The sequence below is a fragment of the uncultured Desulfovibrio sp. genome (assembly GCF_910584445.1).
GTDB lineage: Bacteria > Desulfobacterota > Desulfovibrionia > Desulfovibrionales > Desulfovibrionaceae > Desulfovibrio.
In genome coordinates this window covers 188,646-205,844 of record NZ_CAJUBO010000002.1, presented here as the reverse complement: position 1 = coordinate 205,844, position 17,199 = coordinate 188,646, and the positions used below count along the sequence as shown (strand labels likewise).

Annotated in this window: 16 protein-coding genes and 1 other RNA gene; 16 read left to right on the top strand and 1 reads right to left on the bottom strand. The window is 59.9% G+C overall.

Going from position 1 to position 17,199, the window contains the following annotated elements; genetic code table 11:
- The first annotated feature begins 178 nt into the window (after nucleotides 1-178).
- The 8 genes from QZ294_RS01945 to QZ294_RS01910 all read left to right on the top strand — a co-directional run bounded on the left by QZ294_RS01945 (nucleotide 179) and on the right by QZ294_RS01910 (nucleotide 7,853).
- On the top strand, nucleotides 179-355 hold the full coding sequence (locus QZ294_RS01945; protein ID WP_297045915.1) for an Arm DNA-binding domain-containing protein: 177 nt from the start codon (nucleotides 179-181) through the stop codon (nucleotides 353-355).
- A complete protein-coding gene (locus tag QZ294_RS01940) occupies nucleotides 349-708 on the top strand; it encodes a hypothetical protein (RefSeq protein ID WP_297045913.1) in 360 nt (119 codons plus the stop codon). Before QZ294_RS01945 ends, QZ294_RS01940 begins: the two co-directional genes overlap by 7 nt.
- Nucleotides 709-986: 278 nt before the next feature.
- Entirely contained in the window at nucleotides 987-1,121 is a 135-nt protein-coding gene (locus QZ294_RS10985) for a DUF2158 domain-containing protein (RefSeq protein WP_366140544.1), read from the top strand.
- 149 nt (nucleotides 1,122-1,270) lie between these two features.
- Entirely contained in the window at nucleotides 1,271-1,915 is a 645-nt protein-coding gene (locus QZ294_RS01930; protein WP_297045909.1) for a CatB-related O-acetyltransferase, read from the top strand.
- 239 nt (nucleotides 1,916-2,154) lie between these two features.
- The gene (locus tag QZ294_RS01925; RefSeq protein ID WP_297045906.1) at nucleotides 2,155-3,651 is read left to right on the top strand and encodes a 30S ribosomal protein S1; all 1,497 of its coding nucleotides are present in this window, start codon (nucleotides 2,155-2,157) and stop codon (nucleotides 3,649-3,651) included.
- A complete protein-coding gene (locus tag QZ294_RS01920; RefSeq protein ID WP_297045903.1) occupies nucleotides 3,648-5,090 on the top strand; it encodes a DegQ family serine endoprotease in 1,443 nt (480 codons plus the stop codon). The genes QZ294_RS01925 and QZ294_RS01920 overlap by 4 nt, the downstream gene beginning before the upstream one ends.
- A 141-nt stretch (nucleotides 5,091-5,231) precedes the next feature.
- A complete protein-coding gene (locus QZ294_RS01915) occupies nucleotides 5,232-6,890 on the top strand; it encodes a phosphoglucomutase (protein ID WP_297045900.1) in 1,659 nt (552 codons plus the stop codon).
- Between the two features lie 342 nt (nucleotides 6,891-7,232).
- Nucleotides 7,233-7,853, top strand: coding sequence for a hypothetical protein (locus tag QZ294_RS01910; protein WP_297045897.1), 621 nt, complete (start codon nucleotides 7,233-7,235; stop codon nucleotides 7,851-7,853).
- Between the two features lie 29 nt (nucleotides 7,854-7,882).
- Here the strand turns inward: QZ294_RS01910 and QZ294_RS01905 are convergent, their stop codons facing one another.
- Nucleotides 7,883-8,620 carry a pseudouridine synthase gene (locus QZ294_RS01905; protein WP_297045894.1) on the bottom strand — a complete coding sequence of 246 codons (738 nt, stop codon included), beginning with the start codon at nucleotides 8,618-8,620 and terminating at the stop codon, nucleotides 7,883-7,885.
- 461 nt (nucleotides 8,621-9,081) lie between these two features.
- On the opposite strand from QZ294_RS01905, the gene rdgC reads away from it, so the two are divergent.
- The 8 genes from rdgC (at nucleotide 9,082) to QZ294_RS01865 (ending at nucleotide 17,199) form a co-directional block, all read left to right on the top strand.
- Nucleotides 9,082-9,708: a recombination-associated protein RdgC gene (gene rdgC, locus QZ294_RS01900; RefSeq protein ID WP_297045891.1), complete on the top strand. Its 627-nt coding sequence runs from the start codon at nucleotides 9,082-9,084 to the stop codon at nucleotides 9,706-9,708.
- 9 nt (nucleotides 9,709-9,717) lie between these two features.
- The gene (locus tag QZ294_RS01895; protein WP_297045888.1) at nucleotides 9,718-10,242 is read left to right on the top strand and encodes a hypothetical protein; all 525 of its coding nucleotides are present in this window, start codon (nucleotides 9,718-9,720) and stop codon (nucleotides 10,240-10,242) included.
- Between the two features lie 9 nt (nucleotides 10,243-10,251).
- Nucleotides 10,252-11,298 carry an ABC transporter permease gene (locus QZ294_RS01890; RefSeq protein ID WP_297045884.1) on the top strand — a complete coding sequence of 349 codons (1,047 nt, stop codon included), beginning with the start codon at nucleotides 10,252-10,254 and terminating at the stop codon, nucleotides 11,296-11,298.
- Nucleotides 11,295-12,131 (top strand): ABC transporter permease, encoded by an 837-nt coding sequence (locus QZ294_RS01885; protein WP_297045882.1) that lies wholly within the window; start codon nucleotides 11,295-11,297, stop codon nucleotides 12,129-12,131. The genes QZ294_RS01890 and QZ294_RS01885 overlap by 4 nt, the downstream gene beginning before the upstream one ends.
- Before the next feature lie 67 nt (nucleotides 12,132-12,198).
- The gene (locus QZ294_RS01880) at nucleotides 12,199-13,797 is read left to right on the top strand and encodes an AAA family ATPase (protein WP_297045879.1); all 1,599 of its coding nucleotides are present in this window, start codon (nucleotides 12,199-12,201) and stop codon (nucleotides 13,795-13,797) included.
- A 357-nt stretch (nucleotides 13,798-14,154) separates the two neighbouring features.
- Complete coding sequence (locus QZ294_RS01875) at nucleotides 14,155-14,691, top strand: hypothetical protein (protein ID WP_297045877.1); 537 nt, start codon at nucleotides 14,155-14,157, stop codon at nucleotides 14,689-14,691.
- Between the two features lie 40 nt (nucleotides 14,692-14,731).
- Nucleotides 14,732-15,110, top strand: a transfer-messenger RNA (tmRNA) gene (ssrA, locus tag QZ294_RS01870).
- Between the two features lie 445 nt (nucleotides 15,111-15,555).
- Nucleotides 15,556-17,199 carry a CTP synthase gene (locus tag QZ294_RS01865; RefSeq protein ID WP_297045874.1) on the top strand — a complete coding sequence of 548 codons (1,644 nt, stop codon included), beginning with the start codon at nucleotides 15,556-15,558 and terminating at the stop codon, nucleotides 17,197-17,199.

Below are 17,199 nucleotides of genomic sequence, written 5' to 3'. Positions count from 1 at the left end.
AGTACCCACGTGGACATCCTCAAAAATCGTTGGTAGATTCGCAGGTACCAATACCACGACGCCATTTCGGCACGGCGAAATACCAGCAGGCTACAAATCTTCTTTGAATTCAACTGGATGGAGGTGGATTTTTCTGGTTTTCGCTGCACACTTCTGGACAGTTTTGGAGGATAGCAACATGAAACTTTCTGATGCCGCTGTGCGGAATGCCAAGGCCAACGGCAAGGTGCAAAAACTTTCTGACGGCGGCGGCCTGTGCCTGCATGTGACGGCCACCGGCAGCAAATTGTGGCGACTTGCCTACAGATTTGAGGGCAAGCAGAAATTTTTGAGCTTTGGCGTGTATCCGTGCTGAAAAAATCTCAGTTGTGCATTGTTGCGCTTCTTGTGATGTTCGTATGCACCACGGTCTTATTGGGCGTGCAGACGGTGCAGGCGACAGGAAATCTTCCAGCCGACAAGGCCACGGTGGTGAGCAAGGTGCCCGGCATGAAACTCTCCATCGACTGCGTGCTGCAAGCCCCGGTGGATGAAGCCATGCTGGCGACACTGGGGCGCAAGGTCTTTGAGGAAAATGGCGGGAATGGCTTTCAGAATGTGTTCATCATGTGGTATCCGCCCCACCACAAGATCGGCAATGGCGCCTGGGGCACCACGAATTTTGAGAACGGCAAGCCCACGGTGCGGATTCTGCAACTTCAGGGATAGGGATGGTGATGCGGAAAGGTAGCTGGCAAAAAATTCTGGGGGCGGGATGTCTTATTGTTTCGCTGCTCCTCATTCCTTTGGCCGCTGCCGATGCGGCAGGAATGTTCCGGGGCAATGTCCAGTCCCGTATCTACCACAACGCCGGATGCCGTTATTTCAACTGCAAGAACTGCACGATGGTATTCAAATCAGCGGGTGAGGCACAGAAGGCCGGTTTCCGGGCCTGCAGGATATGCAAGGGGTGAAAATAAAAACTCGCAAACAGGAAGGAGAATGTCATGTTTAAATTTAAAACCGGCAATATTGTTTATCTCAAGTCTGGTGGTCCTCCCATGACAGTCATATATTCTGAAGAAGGATCTTATGCACCTATGGTATGGTGTAAGTTGTTCGCTGATGATAAACCAAGTTAAGAAGCTTTTCCGCAAGATACTAATGACAATAATAAGTTTGGAAATCGCTACAAAATAACATATAATTTGAAAATATTAAACATTTACTTAAATAGAAGAATAAAACTAAATCTTTTATGCTAATATAATCTCAAAGGAGCTATAACTTTATGCAAAATGATAATATTCCAAATCCAAATATAATAAATCCTATACAAAATCTTGAGAATATGATTTATGTAAAACCAACAATTAAGAATCCTAACATTATAGTCGGAGATTATACATATTTCGCAGATGTTGATTTTGAGGCACATGTGACTCATCATTATGACTTTAATGGTGATAAATTAATTATAGGCAAGTTCTGTCAAATTGCTGCAGGGGTTAATTTTATAATGAATGGTGCAAATCATCAGATGAATAGTGTTTCTACCTATCCGTTTTACATTTTTAAAGGATGGGAACAAGAGATACCGCCATTATCAAAAATGCCATTAAAAGGTGATACTATCGTAGGGAATGATGTTTGGATCGGACAAAATGTAACCATTCTGCCGGGAGTTCATATTGGAGACGGAGTAATAATAGGATTAAACAGTGTTATTTCAAAAAATGTTGAGCCGTATACAATCGTTGCGGGGAATCCTGCTAAAGTTATAAGAAAAAGATTTGATGATGAACTGATAAAATTAATGTTAGAGTTAAGATGGTGGGATAAAAGTATAAAAGAAATTAAAAGCTTAATCCCGATTTTAACAGACAGTAATATGGAAAGAGTAAAAAATGAAATTCATATAATTTTGAAAAATTAATTTTTAAATCTTCTGTTACGAATTTTTAAATTAAGTGTTACTTTACAATAGGTTAACAGCCCCACATTGCTCCCCAAAGGCCAAAATTTTCGCAACCTGCCGTATTCCCCCGCAGGTTTCTTCCCGCTTCGCCCCGCAGGGCCGCGGCGCGCATGCGCCGCCTCCATTGTTTTTCCCTGCAAGATGCGGTATTCTTGGCGTCTTCACACTGCCATTTCGAGTTTCAAGGAGCGTACCATATGACAACAGAGGAACAGCGGAACACCTCCGCGGCGGAAGACGGTCCCGAAGATTTTGCCGCGCTTCTGGCGGCGCATGACGAAGCCTCGTCCGGACACGCGCAGCCGGGGCAGAAAATCAGCGGCACCGTCATCGCCATCACGGGCGAGAACGTTTTCATCGACGTGGGTCTCAAGGAAGACGGCATCATGGACCGCAAGGATCTTCTTGATGCCGACGGAAAGGAGATCGCCGGCCCCGGTGACACCGTGGAGGCCTGGGTCGTGGCGGCCACTCCGCAGGGGATCGTCCTGTCCCGTTCCATGAGCGGCAGCGGCGTGGCCGCGCTGGAAGAGGCGAGGGATTCCGGGGTTCCGGTGGAAGGCCGCGTCAGCGGCACCTGCAAGGGCGGCTACCTTGTGGAGGTCCTTGGCAAAACGGCCTTCTGTCCCGGCAGCCAGATGGAAGCGACCTTTGGGGATGCGGACACGCCGGTGGGCCGTACACTCCAGTTCCTCGTCACCAGGGTGGAAAACCGGGGCCGCAATATCGTGGTCTCGCGCCGGGCGCTTCTTGACCGGGAACGGCGCGAGAATCTGGACAAGCTCCTTGAAAGTCTGAAGGAAGGCGACATGGTGGAAGGGCGCGTCACACGGCTTGCGCCTTTCGGCGCCTTTGTGGAGCTGGCCCCGGCGGTTGAAGGCATGATCCATCTCTCGGAACTCTCCTGGTCGCGCGTGGGCGCCGCGGATGAGGCGGTTTCCGTTGGCGATCCGGTCCGCGCCAAGGTGCTGGGCATCAGTACCAATGAAAAGGGACAGACGCGTATCTCGCTCTCCCGCAAGCAGGCCGAGGGCGATCCCTGGCTCGATGCCCCGGCCAGGCTCGAAACCGGGAGCATCGTGCAGGGCAAGGTGCGTCGCCTCGCTCCCTTTGGCGCATTTGTGGAGCTGCTGCCCGGAGTGGAGGGCCTGATCCATATTTCCGAGATGTCCTGGGCCAAACGCGTGAACAAGCCGGAGGAAGTGCTTTCTGTCGGCGATGAGGTCTCCGTCAAGATCAAGGACGTGAACCCCGGGACGCGCCGTATCGCCCTGAGCCTGCGCGATGCCGAGGGCGACCCGTGGCAGGATGCCGAACAGCGTTTCCCCGTTGGCGCCACGGTCACCGGCACGGTGGAGAGCCGCAGCCAGTACGGCCTTTTTGTCTGTCTTGCGCCGGGCATCACCGGCCTTTTGCCGGCCGGCGTGATCAAGAGCAGCAAGAAATCCGAACTCGCCAAATTGGACAAGGGTGACAGTGTGACCCTTGTGGTCCAAAATATTGACAGCGGCGCGCGCCGCATCAGCCTGGCGCCTGAAGGCGTCGAGCCTCAGGCGGCAGCGGCGGACGGCGCGGGCGCCAAGGGCGCCGGCGGTTCCTGGAAGCAGCATGCCGTCAGTGGCGCCCCTTCGATGGGGATTATGGCACAAGCTTTGCAAAAAGCGATGCAAAAATCTTCCAAGGAGCGTTCATGAGCATGAAAAAATGCCTTGTCGCCCTGCTGGCCGTGGCTTTTCTTGGCGCGGCCCAGACAGGTTCTGCGGCAAATCTTCCCGACTTCAGCGAACTGGCGGCCAAGTGCGGCCCGGCGGTGGTCAATATCGGTACCGAGCGGAAGGCAGCGGCCAACGGCGCTGAAGAGTTTTTTGGCGAAATGTTTCGCAACATGCCCCCAGGGTTTGAAAAGTTCTTCGAGCAGTTCGGAGACAACCGGGGCCGCAAGGCGCCGGGGAACAAGCGTCCCCAGCGCAAGCAGAAGTCGCTCGGTTCCGGGTTTCTCGTGTCGGCTGACGGCTACATCGTGACCAACAATCATGTGGTGGCCGAGGCGGACGTCATCCACGTCACCCTTGATGAACGCGACGGCAAGAGCCGGAACTTCAAGGCCACGCTCATCGGCTCGGACGAGGAGACCGATCTTGCGCTGCTCAAGGTCGAGACCAAGAATCCCCTGCCGTTCCTCACCTTCGGCAATTCTGACACCCTCAAGGTCGGCGAATGGCTCCTCGCCATCGGCAACCCCTTCGGGCTTGACCATACGGTGACGGCGGGCATCCTTTCGGCCAAGGGGCGCAATATCCGCTCCGGACCGTTCGACAACTTCCTGCAGACGGATGCTTCCATCAATCCCGGCAACAGCGGCGGCCCGCTGCTGAACATGGAAGGCCAGGTCGTGGGCATCAACACGGCCATCATCGCCAGCGGGCAGGGCATCGGTTTCGCCATCCCCAGCAATATGGCCGCCAAGATCATCGACCAGATCAAGAACGGCAAAAAAGTCAGCCGTGGCTGGATCGGGGTGACCATCCAGGATGTGGACGACAACTCCGCCAAGGCCCTTGGCCTGAAGGATGCCGCCGGCGCGCTGGTGGGCAGCGTGATGGAGAACGAGCCGGCCGCCAGGGCGGGCATCAAGGATGGCGACGTCATCCTTGCCGTGGACAAGAAGGATATCGAGGATTCCGCGGCCCTGCTGCGCGCCATTGCCGACAAGGCCCCGGGAAGCTCCGCCGTGCTCACGGTCTGGCGCGACGGCAAGACGCAGGACATCACCGTGACCCTTGGCGAACGCAAGAGTTCGCAGGCCATGGGCAAGGAGGGCGCCCCGCAGAAGCAGCAGGATGAGAGCCTGCTCGGACTCTCCGTGCGCCCGCTCAAGAAGGCCGAGCGCAACGAACTGAAAATCGCCAGGGACGAAGGCCTGCTCATCGTCAGCGTGGAACCCGACAAGGCGGCCGCCGAAGCGGACCTTCAGCCGGGCGACATCATCCTCAAGGCCAACCAGATGCCGGTCAACAGCGCGGCCGATCTTTCGAAGATCGTCAAGGAAGTCGGCGTGAAGCGCGGGGCGGTCATGCTCCAGATCCAGCGACGCGGCGAGGTGTATTTCCGCGCGGTGCCGCTCGGAAAATAGCCTGACCAGGCGTACGGACAGGATACTCCCGCAAAGGGCCGCCTCATGGGCGGCCCTTTGCGGTGGTCCGTGCCCCGCTGCCCCTTGCGGCCGTGGGCGTTCCATCGTAGAGTTTCGCATCATCCACGCTGGAGGTAGCCTATGCCTGTTGTGCATTGCGATGCCGGTCATCTGCCCGCGCCCGAAAAGCTCGAACGCATCCCCGCATTGATGAGCGCCTACTACACGGAATTTCCCAACCCCAAGGTCCCGGGACAACGTGTCTCTTTCGGCACCTCGGGGCATCGCGGCTCCTCGCTGCTCCATACCTTCAATGAGGAGCACATCTACGCCATCACGCAGGCCGTCTGCGATTATCGCGCGGCCAAGGGCATTGATGGTCCCCTGTTTCTTGGCGGGGATACCCATGCGCTTTCGGAAGCGGCCTTCCGCTCGGCTCTTGAGGTGCTGGTCGCCAACGGCGTCCATGTCCGCATCTCCAGGGATGGCGCCTATACGGCCACTCCTGCCGTTTCGCACGCCATTCTGCGCTGGAATGCCGGGCGGGAGCGCGGCCTGGCGGACGGCATCATCATCACGCCTTCGCACAATCCGCCCCGTGACGGCGGCTTCAAATACAATCCGCCCCATGGCGGCCCGGCGGAAACCGACGTCACTGCCTGGATAGAAAAATGCGCCAACGAGTATCTTGAGGCGGGCAACCGCGCTGTCAGGCTCGTCCATTTGCGCGAGGCCAGAAAATCGCCGCTGGTGGAGGAATTCGATTTTACCCGCGCCTATGTGGAAGACCTTCCCAGGGTGCTCGACATGAAAGCCATCGCGGCTTCAGGACTCAAGCTGGGCGTGGACCCGCTGGGCGGCGCGAGCCTGCCCCTGTGGGAGCCTATTGCCGAGACCTATGGCCTGGACCTCACCGTGGTGAACCGGGAGGTGGACCCCACCTTCCGTTTCGTGCCCTGTGACAAGGACGGACAGATCCGCATGGACTGCTCCTCCCCCTATGCCATGAACCGCCTGCTGGAAATGCGGAACGATTTCGACCTGGCCTTTGCCTGCGACCCGGATTCCGACCGGCACGGCATCGTCACCCGGCAGGAATTGATGAACCCCAACCACTTCCTCACGGTGGCCGCGTGGCATCTCTTCCGCACCCGCGCCGACTGGCCGGCGGACCGCGGCATCGGCAAGACCGTGGTCACCAGCGCCATGCTCGACCGCGTGGGCGGTCAGCTTGGACGCCCTGTGGTGGAGGTGCCGGTGGGCTTCAAATGGTTTGTGCCCTATCTGTTCAATGGCCGTTGCGGCATGGGCTGCGAGGAGAGCGCCGGAGCCTCCTTCCTCTGCTTTGACGGCGCCCCGTGGAGCACGGACAAGGACGGCCCGCTCATGTGCCTGCTGGCGGCGGAAATCATGGCGAGAGACGGCAAGTCGCCGAGCGACATCTATAAAGACCTGACGAAGAGCTTGGGCGACCCGGTCTATCAACGCCTGGACGCCCCGGCCGATGACAGGACGCGCGCTCTGCTCAAGGCGCTCACGCCCGATCAGGTGACGCTGAAGACTCTGGGCGGCTCGCCTGTGACGAGCGTCATCACGCGCGCTCCCGGCAATGACGCGCCCATCGGCGGCGTCAAGGTAAGCAGCGCGGACGGCTGGTTTGCCGTGCGGCCTTCCGGAACGGAAGCCATCTGCAAGGTCTATACGGAAAGCTTCAAGGGGCAGGACTACCTGTGCGCCCTGCAAAAGGACGCCATCGACTTTCTGGAAAAACTGCTCAAGGAAGGAGACACGGGAGCATAGCTCCCCCATGCGGCAGACACCTGCGCGTCAAAAACACGGCAGGCTGCGACAGCCCGCGCCGTAACGGCTGCGGTACGAACGTTGCGAAACATATCCCGCATCTTCCCTGGACCCGTCTGGCATCCGGTCAGACGGGTCCATTGTTTTCCTTCCCCTGTTCTCAGGGAAGGATTTTGCCTGTAGAGCGTTTTTCGATGGAAAATATCCCTTTTCAAGCACTTTTCGCTGCCATCATTTCGCGTCCAGAACGCGGTCTGGACGCTCATTACCGCTCTGCTAAGGAATAGTATTTGCAACACAGCATGGCGCTGGAAAATTCTTCCTGCCGTTCCGGAGGATGCCATGCAGATCGAAAACGGATATGCCGCCATAGGCAACATTTTTGAAATTTCCCCGTCCCACGGCGCCTGCAGGCTATCGGCTCACGGTACCCGCACCTCCTGTGATACGGTATCCATTTCCGAAGAGGCCCGGGTCGCCTATACCGAACGCGGCGGTGATGCTGCCTCCCTGACGGAGCGATTCCCTTCGGCCGTTGCCTCCCGGAAAACACAGCCTCAGGCCGGCCATGCCGTGCGGGAAACCCTGCACGCCCTTGAGGAAGAGTCCATTGGATCGGCGACCGGGCAGGAATCCGGAGCCGCTGCCCGGTTCAGGAAACAGTTCGCCGCCTATCGCGGCAATGGCATCTTTGCGGAAAACAGGGACGCCCCGGAAAATGCTTCCCTTGCAGCGCCGGAAGAAGACACTCAGACCACCGAGGCGGAAAAGGTGAGCAAAAAGGCATCCGAACTCGAACGGAAAATCAGGGACCTCTCCGCCCAACTGGAGTCGGTCATGGCCTCCGGCATGCCGGAAACGGAAAAAAACGCCATGAGTACGCGCATTTCCAAGGAAATCGAGGAGCTGCAATCGCAACTGACAGCGTACAAGCAGGCGGAAAAGGCGTTGTCTGAAACATAAGGCGCCCGCGTGGAAAAGGGGGACTGCGGTTACGGCGCTTCAGTCAGCCCCGCGCCGCTTCTGAGGGCCTGCACTTCCTCCGGCGCCAGAAAGCGCGTCTCTCCGGCCCGGAGGGCGCCAAGCCGAAGGCCGCCCTGAGCCACGCGACGCAGGCGCAGGATGGTCAGGCCAAGGTCAGCGCACATGCGCCGGATCTGGCGATTGACGCCCTGCCGCAGGGTGAGGCGCAGGAGGGTGTCGCGCCCCGCTTTTTCTTCGATACGCCGCGCCTCGACCGGGAGGAGGGGAGTGCCGTCGGAAAGGCGCATGCCGCCGCGCATGACTTCCAGCTGATGGTCCGTCACCGGGCCGCGCACCAGCACTTCATACACCTTGTCCACATGATGGCGCGGATGGGTGAGCAGGTTCGCCAGTTCACCGTCATTGGTGAGCAGCAGCACTCCTTCGGAAAAGTAATCGAGCCGTCCCACGGGGAAAAGTCCCATGCCGCGCAGGGACTCCGGCAGGCAGTCCATGACGGTGGGGCGCCCTTGCGGGTCGCTGAGCGTACAGACCGTCCGCACGGGCTTGTGCAGGAGCAGATACGCAAATTTCTGTTTCCGGCACAAGGGTTTGCCGTCAACGCTGATGACCGCTCCGGCACTGACGCGGCGTGCGGGATTGGTTTCGCTTTTGCCATCCACGGCCACGCGTCCGGCAAAGATAAGCTCATCGGCCTTGCGCCGCGCGCAAAAGCCGGAAGCAGCCACCGCCTTGTTCAGGCGCATGTCCTCGGCCTCGGCTCCGTGCGAAGGGGCATCTCCCGCAGCTCCGCCACCAGCCTGTGGCTGCGGGGAGCCAGAGTGCCGCGTCGAAGCACGCGATGAGGTGGCGGATGCGGCCCGGTCAGCGGCATTCGTCGTTTTTTTGCGCTCGTTCATGAAGCGATCTCTCACATGATTCAATGTCCGTTTGTATGCTGCGCGAAGCGCGGCCGCGCGTCAAGGCGAGCCTGCGGTTCAATTTTGCGGGATCATTAGTTTACATAATTATCATTATGGGACAAATGGGACAATCGGGAGTCCAGATTTGAGAGAGAGAGTCCCCCCTCCGCACAACTTCTCTCACTCGAATGGCCGCCAGGCAATGATCGAAACAGGCATCGGCCCGCGCGCCGACGGCGCCCTTGCTGTTCGTGAGGCTCTGACGTACAACAGGTCCACGGTCGCACGCCGCAAAAGGAGCATCCATGGGTTTTGCCAACGCCAGCACCAGTTTCACCCGCTTCCGCATCCTGGACACGGTAACGGATGAAATCATCCGCGAAGTTCCCGAACGGCTGCGCAAGCATGCCTTTGTTGATATTGACGACCTGCCGGAAATGCATGCCCAGGGCTGGGTCTGTTTTGAGGATTTCCTTGATGCCGAATGGGCTGCCGCGCCGCCGCAAAAAGGCGATTATCTTGTTTTTTCCCTCCGGGTCGACAATCGCAAGATCCCCGCTGGCGTGGTCCGAAAGCATGTTGCCCTGGCGCTGCAGCGGGAAAAGGAAGAAATGCGCGCGAAAAACAAGACCTTCATTTCCCGCGAGCGGAAAAAGGAACTCAAGGAGCAGGTCCTGCTTCGTCTGCGGCAGCGTTTTCTTCCTGTTCCCGGTGAGTTCAACGTCATCTGGTCTCTGGAAAAAAACGAGGTCTGGCTCGCGTCCACACAGAGCGGCATGATCGACCTTTTCATGGAGGAATTCCTCAAGACCTTTGACCTGCGCCTCGAACAGCTGACGCCATATACCCTCGCCGTCAGCATGCTGGACGAGGACGCCCTGCTCCGTCTTGACCGGCTTGAAGCCACGCAATTCGCGTCCGCGGACGCGTAGGGGAAACCGATGAGTCTGCCGTCCTCCGATTCCACGGATGCCATTCTCGGACAGGAATTTCTCACCTGGCTCTGGTACCAGAGCGACACCGCGCCCGGCGCCTTTACCGATGCCAAGGGGCAGCCTTTTGCCGTTTCCATGGAACAGCGCATCGTGGTGGCCGGCGGCGAGGGGGAAGCCCGTGAGACGGCCTCCGTCTCCGGTTCCCTGTCCCCGCTGCGGGAAGCGCGTTTTGGCCTTGGCACCGGAAAAAAGGTCACGCGGGCGCTTGTCCGCCTTGAAAAGGACGATATGGCGTTCCAGTTCACGCTTCGGGCTGAAGACTTTTCCATCGGCAGCCTTCGGACGCCCAGGCTGGACAGGAATGACGCCGATGATGAGCCTGATGCCCTGCTCCTCGAGAAGATCTACCTCATGGAAACCTGCCTTGCCCTGCTGGATGCCCTCTATGCCCGATTCCTGGCCTTGCGGCTCTCGCCACGCTGGCAGGCGGAAGTGACCGACATGGGCCTCTGGATGACGCGCACGGAATGATCGCCCCCCATGAGCGTCCCCCTTTCCCCCGCTCTCTCGCCGGCCGCCCTTCCCGGAACGCCGCTTTTCTCCGCCCTGCTTCGCCTGGGGAAAAAGCTGCTCTGGATGCTGCTCGTGCTCTGGGGCATCACGCTCATTTCCTTTTGGGTCATCCACCTGGCGCCCGGTTCGCCCACGGATATGGAGACCACGCTCAATCCCCTGGCGGGCGCGGCCGCGCGGCAGCAGCTGGAAGCGCTCTACGGACTCGACAAGCCGTTGCACGTCCAGTATCTGGAGTGGCTGACACGGCTCCTCCATGGAGATTTCGGCAATTCCATGTCCGCGGACGCGCGCCCCGTGCTGGACAAGATCCTCGAACGGTTGCCGCTGACCGTGTCCATGAATGCCGTTTCCCTTGTCCTGACCCTGCTCATCGCCATTCCGGTGGGGATCCTTTCCGCATGCCGGCGCAATTCACTGCTTGACCGCTCCGTCACGGTGCTCGTTTTTCTTGGTTTCGCCATGCCCTCCTTCTGGCTGGCGCTCCTGCTCATGCTGTTTTTCGGCATCGACCTCCAGTGGCTCCCCATTTCCGGCCTTGTCTCCATGGAGTATGAGCGCCTCGGCCCATGGGGAAAATTCTGCGACCTCGCGCGTCATCTTGTCCTGCCCATCACGGTATATACCGTGGGTTCGCTGGCGGGCATGTCGCGGTACATGCGGGCCTGCATGCTTGAAGTCCTCCGGCAGGACTATATCCTCACCGCCAGAGCCAAGGGGCTTTCCCCGCGCCAGGTCATCCTGCGCCACGCCTTGCGAAATGCCCTGCTGCCGGTGATCACCCTCCTTGGCCTTTCCGTGCCGGGACTCATCGGCGGCAGCGTCATCATCGAATCCATCTTCGCCCTGCCCGGCCTGGGCCAGCTCTTCTACAGTGCCGTCATGGCGCGCGACTACACCATGATCATGGGCAATCTCGTTCTTGGCGCCGTGCTGACGCTGGCGGGCAACCTGCTGGCCGATTTCTGCTATGGCCTTGCCGACCCGCGCATCCGCGGCGGAGTCCGGAAATGATGCGCGCGTCCGTTCGCCGAGTCCTGGGGCGCAACGGCATGCTGGTCCTGGGCCTGGGCATTGTCCTCTTCATGTCGCTGGCCGCCCTCGGCGCGCCGTGGCTGGCCCCCTACCCTCCGGATGCCGAACATCTGGATCATGTGCTGGAGGCGCCGTCGGTCCACTTCTGGCTTGGCACGGACCGTCTGGGCCGCGACATCCTCTCGCGGCTGCTCTATGGGGGCCGTGTTTCGCTCTGGGTCGGTTTTGTCGCCGTGGGCATCTCCGTGAGCATCGGCACGACGCTCGGGCTTGTCAGCGGGTACTTCCGACGCTGGGTGGATGAAACGGTCATGCGGCTGGTGGACATCATGCTCTGCTTTCCTTCATTTTTTCTGATCCTCGCGGTCATTGCCTTTCTGGAACCCAGTCTTACCAATATCATGATCGTCATCGGCCTCACCTCCTGGATGGGCGTGTGCCGCCTTGTGCGTGCCGAGACCCTGAGCCTGCGCGAACGTGAATTTGTCGCCGCGGCGCGTCTTGCGGGCACTTCCACGCCGCAGATCTTGCTGCGCCATATCCTCCCCAATGCGCTCGCGCCGGTGCTGATCACCGCCACACTTGGCATTGCGGGCGCCATTCTTGTGGAGTCGGGCCTGAGTTTTCTCGGGCTTGGCGTGCAGCCGCCCATGCCAAGCTGGGGCAATATGCTCATGGAGGGAAAGGCCGCCATTGAAACGGCGCCCTGGCTTTCCGTGTATCCGGGTCTGGCTATCCTGCTCACGGTGCTTGGATACAATCTTGTGGGTGAAAGTCTGCGTGACCTGCTGGACCCGCGGCTTTCCGCGTAACTACCGGACGCGCCGGGGCCGGACATCCCCTGCACGCGCTGCCTGACAACGCATTTCGGGTGATCCTATGCTGGAATATCTCCGCATCCGCAATCTGGCTCTCATCGAGGACATGGAGCTGGAATTTTCCCGCGGCATCAATGTGCTCACAGGCGAGACCGGCGCTGGCAAAAGCTTCATCCTCAAGGCGCTGGGCTTTCTTCTGGGGGACCGGCTGGGCGCCGACATGGTGCGGCCCGGTGCCGACCGCGCACAGGTGGAGGCGGTTTTTGCCCTGCGCGACGAAGATCTGGTGCTCAGGCGCGAACTTCTTGCGGAAAGCGGCCGCAGCCGTCTCTATATCAACGATGTCCTGAGTTCGCAGGAAAGTCTGCGCGAGCTGCGGCCGCGCCTGGTGAGCCATACCAGCCAGCATGCCCAGCAACGGCTGCTCCAGCCCGCCTTTCAGGCCAGACTGTTCGAGAATGCCTTTCCGGAACCCGCACTGCTTGAGGAACGCGACCGGCTTTTGGAACAGCTGCACGCGCTCGCTGAACAACGGGACGCCCTGCTCGCCCGGCAGGCCGGCCTTGCCGAGCGGCGGGACCTGCTGGAAATGCAGCAGCTGGAAATCGACAAGGTCGCGCCGGAAGAGGGGGAAGAGGAACGCCTTGAAGCACTGCGCTCCCAGGCGCGCGATGCCGAAGCCCGGCGGGAGGAAAGTGAACGCGCCCTTCTGCTCCTGCACGGGGATGAAGGCCCCGGCCTGCTGGACCTGCTGGCGGAATTTGAACGCCTCGCGCAGCGCATGGGACGTGACGGCGACGAACAGGCACGGGCCGTGGCGGAGACAGCGGCGGCCTTGCGGCAGGAACTTTCGCGCATGGCAGGAGACCTGCGGCGCCGGCCGGCGGTGGAAAACGATGCGGATCTCGACCAGGTGGAGGAACGCCTTTTCGCCCTTGCACAACTCAAGCGGCGGCTCAGGCGCACACTTCCGGAGATCCTCGCCCTCCGGGAAGAGATTGTTGAAAATCTTTCCTTTCTTGATGTCTGCTCGCTGGATCTCTCGCGCCTGAACAAGGAAGAGGCCCGGCTTGCGGCGGAGCTTGGCGCCGTGGTGGCGCGCATCGTGCCCCTGCGCCGTGAGGCGGCGACGGCTCTGACGAAGCACCTTGAAGACCAACTGCGCGGACTCGGCTTTTCCGAGGGCGCGCGGGTCCTCCCGGAATTCTCGTCCCATGAGCTTTGGCCGGGCGTCAGCGATGAACGCGGCCGTCTGCTCTGGGCGCCCAATCCCGGGCAGCCGGCGCAGCCGCTGGACCGCATCGCCTCGGGCGGTGAACTTTCCCGCTTTCTCCTCGCCCTGGCCGGCCTGCGCGAGGATGAGGAAGACGCCACCTATATTTTTGATGAAGTGGATGCCGGGGTCGGCGGCATGACCCTCAACAAACTGGCGGACAGGCTGGAGGCCCTGGCAGGAAAACACCAGATGCTCCTCATCACCCACTGGCCCCAGCTTGCTGCCCGCGCGCAACGACACTTCCAGATCACCAAGGTCGTGCGGGAAGCCGCCACCTATACACTGTGCTCCCCTCTGGGAGAGGAAGGCCGCCGGGACGAGATCGCCAGGATGGCCGGGGGCGGCCCGCAGGGAAAGGCATTGGCGCACAATCTTCTCGGGTGACGTCATTCCTTTCCCGCATCTCCCGCCCCTGCATGGCGGGCGCATGTGGAAAATTTTTCCCAAGTCCGCTTCGCCGGCGCTCCCCGCGTCTCCCCTGCTCTGTCAAAAAGGCGCCGGAAACGGCCCGAAGCGCTGCCGCGCACGATTGACCGACGCCGTCGGGACGCGTTTCCGTGCCGTTTTTCACAATTTTTTCTAGAAATTTCGCGCAGCAGCAAAATCATCGCTTTTTTTGGCATCGCTTTTGCTTTCTTTCGGGCATCGCCGCCTCCTGGCAAATTTGGCCGTCCGCCATGTAGTGGATCCCGGTCAGCAACGCGGCCACATATCTGCGAACCTGCCCTTCCGGAGGACTTCGTGAATACCGAAAGTCGGAATCACCTTGCGGAGATGATCCATATGCGCAACGGCGCGACACCGCTTGCCGCGCCGGCGAGGCTCCCGGACATGGAGGCCCTCCCCCCCTCCCTTGATGACGCCACGGAGCATCGCCTGCAAGAGTTCATGGCTGAAAGCGCGGAGCTTGTCCCAGCGCTGGAGGCGCAGCTTGATTCACTCCAGGAAACTTTCGTCTCGCTGATGGAGCGGCACTTTGAAAAGGAACGATTCCGTCCCGGCAACCGGCTGCATCTCTTTCTTTCCGCAGAGGGCAAACTTGTGGTCGAGGGCGATGAGGAAGATACGGAACAGGCGTGCGCCATTTTCTCGCGCTCCCCGCGCCTGTTGCGCCGCTTCAGGGACCTGGCCCGCCTTGCCATGCTCGCCCATGGCATTGATGTGGCAAGGATGGCGCACACAGCCATTTGCACGGGCAGCGATGCCGATGGCGAACCGTTCCCGGGCCGGTACCATATGTGCCTCAAGGGAGCGCTCTCGCACTTTTATGTCCGTTGACCTTGCCATGCGGGCATTAAGTCCCTATTCTCTCGCCGACGGGGGCGCACTGGTTTCGACGTGGATATGGAAACCGGAGTTGCAGGCCGAGGCGCCGCTGGCCTCGTAAAAAGCGGCAAAACAGTAATTGCCAACAACGATTACGACTACGCCTACGCTGCCTAGGCAGTGCGGCAACCTGACCGCATAGCCGGTCACGCCTGGGGGGATCACGCCTGATAGTCCCACCGGGCGACACGCATCAGGCTGGCGGAAACCGATGTTCACCGGGGTTTTCCGCGAGATTGTCACCGGCGGACTCGCCGCGTTGCGCCTGGTCAGGGGCCACCAACGCGGTCAGATTCAATCCTGACCTACGCCTGTAGACGCTTCGCGCGGAGTGTTCGCGGACGGGGGTTCGACTCCCCCCGCCTCCACCATCGGATCACCCGGCAACAGCCATTTGCATCCCGAAAGTCACGCTGTTCAGCGGACTTTCGGGATCTTCTCATGTTCCCCCCTGCTCCGATACCAGAAACGCGTTGCTGAAAAAGAGCGACCGACCGGAAGCCTTTGCCCGCCGTCAGCTTCTGGAAATCGCCGGCACATTCCGCCTCAATATTTTCCTGTTCCGCTCAAAAAAACCAAATGCCCCGCCAATGCAGGACGCCCCAAAATCTCGTTCACAGGGGAGTTCTCCGGCGCGTCCGCGTTCCATATCCAGAGCGTCCCCGGTGGCGGGAAGATGTCCGGCGGCGCGCGTTCGGCGCCAAAGCCCCGCCATTCGCGGCATTGGCGAAATGACTAGCCAAGGCGCGCAACATCGTCTATGCTTCGCCGGTTGAGCGATCAGCCGCCACGAGCGGCAGAGCAAAGGTGGATGCCATGAAAACCAAGTTCATCTTCGTGACGGGCGGCGTGCTTTCCTCACTGGGCAAGGGATTGGCGGCGGCCTCGCTCGGGGCGCTCCTGCAGACGCGCGGGCTTGATGTCACCATCCAGAAGCTGGACCCGTACATCAATGTGGACCCCGGCACCATGAATCCCTTCCAGCATGGCGAGGTCTTCGTCACTGACGACGGCGCGGAGACGGATCTGGACCTCGGCCATTACGAACGGTACCTCAATGTGCCCATGTCGCGGAAGAACAACACCACTTCTGGCGCCATCTACAATCATGTCATCGCCAAGGAGCGGCGTGGCGATTATCTCGGCGCCACGGTGCAGGTCATTCCCCACATCACGGACGAGATCAAGCACACGGTGCTCTCCCTCGCCGAAGGCCCGGATGCGCCGGATGTGGCGATCATCGAAATCGGCGGCACCGTGGGCGACATTGAAGGCCTCCCCTTTCTGGAGGCCATCCGCCAGCTCCGTTCCGACCTCGGCCGGGACAACTGCCTGAACATCCACCTGACCCTTGTCCCCTACCTGCGGTGCGCCGGCGAGCACAAGACCAAGCCCACCCAGCACAGCGTCAAGGAATTGCTCTCCATCGGCATCCAGCCGGATATCATCCTCTGTCGGTGCGAGCAGAGCATCCCGCAGGAGATGCGGAAAAAGATCGCCCTGTTCTGCAATGTGGACGAGGATGCGGTCTTTTCCTCCGTGGATGTGAACAACATCTATGAAGTGCCTCTGAAATTCTATGAGGAAGGCTTTGACCAGAAAGTCGCCATCATGCTCCGGCTGCCGGCGCGCAACGCCCATCTTGAGGCGTGGGAACGGCTCATTCACGACAGCGCCAATCCCCAGGGCAAGGTGACGATTGCCATCGTGGGCAAATATGTGGACCTCAAAGAGGCTTACAAAAGCCTGCATGAAGCCTTGATGCATGGCGGCGTTGCCAACCGCGTGGCCGTGGAACTGCGCTATGTCAACTCCGAAACCGTTACTCCTGACAATGCGGCGACGGTATTTGCGGGGTGCGACGGCATCCTGGTGCCCGGCGGCTTCGGGTATCGCGGGGTGGAAGGCAAGATCGCGGCCATTCAGTATGCGCGTGAGCGGAAGGTGCCGTTTTTCGGCATCTGCCTTGGCATGCAGTGCGCCGTCATTGAGTTCGCGCGCAATGTGGCGGGCCTTGCGGAAGCCAATTCCGAAGAGTTCGATCCCCGCTCCCCCCAAAAGGTCATCTACCTGATGAAGGAGTGGTTCGACTTCCGCACCCACAACCTGGAACGCCGCGATGTGGAAAGCGACAAGGGGGGCACCATGCGGCTCGGCTCCTACCCCTGCAAGCTCCTCCCCGGCAGTCGCGCCCATGCCGCCTATGGCGCGGAAATGGTGGATGAACGCCACCGGCACCGCTACGAGTTCAACAATGACTTTAAGGATGTTCTGGGCGACAAGGGCATGATCTTCAGCGGAACCGCGCCCGATGATTCTCTGGTGGAGATCGTGGAACTGCCCGATCATCCATGGTTCCTCGGCTGCCAGTTCCATCCCGAATTCAAGTCCCGGCCCATGCAGGCGCATCCCCTGTTCCGTGACTTCATCAAGGCCGCCAAGGCGCGGGCCAAGGCATAG

Bases quoted from the DNA above. Each gene is read 5' to 3' on its own strand.
- QZ294_RS01945 (WP_297045915.1), top strand. From the start codon at position 179: ATGAAACTTTCTGATGCCGCTGTGCGGAATGCCAAGGCCAACGGCAAG.
- QZ294_RS10985 (WP_366140544.1), top strand. From the start codon at position 987: ATGTTTAAATTTAAAACCGGCAATATTGTTTATCTCAAGTCTGGTGGT.
- QZ294_RS01930 (WP_297045909.1), top strand. From the start codon at position 1,271: ATGCAAAATGATAATATTCCAAATCCAAATATAATAAATCCTATACAA.
- QZ294_RS01925 (WP_297045906.1), top strand. From the start codon at position 2,155: ATGACAACAGAGGAACAGCGGAACACCTCCGCGGCGGAAGACGGTCCC.
- QZ294_RS01920 (WP_297045903.1), top strand. From the start codon at position 3,648: ATGAGCATGAAAAAATGCCTTGTCGCCCTGCTGGCCGTGGCTTTTCTT.
- QZ294_RS01915 (WP_297045900.1), top strand. From the start codon at position 5,232: ATGCCTGTTGTGCATTGCGATGCCGGTCATCTGCCCGCGCCCGAAAAG.
- QZ294_RS01910 (WP_297045897.1), top strand. From the start codon at position 7,233: ATGCAGATCGAAAACGGATATGCCGCCATAGGCAACATTTTTGAAATT.
- QZ294_RS01905 (WP_297045894.1), bottom strand. From the start codon at position 8,620: ATGCGCCTGAACAAGGCGGTGGCTGCTTCCGGCTTTTGCGCGCGGCGC.
- rdgC (WP_297045891.1), top strand. From the start codon at position 9,082: ATGGGTTTTGCCAACGCCAGCACCAGTTTCACCCGCTTCCGCATCCTG.
- QZ294_RS01895 (WP_297045888.1), top strand. From the start codon at position 9,718: ATGAGTCTGCCGTCCTCCGATTCCACGGATGCCATTCTCGGACAGGAA.
- QZ294_RS01890 (WP_297045884.1), top strand. From the start codon at position 10,252: ATGAGCGTCCCCCTTTCCCCCGCTCTCTCGCCGGCCGCCCTTCCCGGA.
- QZ294_RS01885 (WP_297045882.1), top strand. From the start codon at position 11,295: ATGATGCGCGCGTCCGTTCGCCGAGTCCTGGGGCGCAACGGCATGCTG.
- QZ294_RS01880 (WP_297045879.1), top strand. From the start codon at position 12,199: ATGCTGGAATATCTCCGCATCCGCAATCTGGCTCTCATCGAGGACATG.
- QZ294_RS01865 (WP_297045874.1), top strand. From the start codon at position 15,556: ATGAAAACCAAGTTCATCTTCGTGACGGGCGGCGTGCTTTCCTCACTG.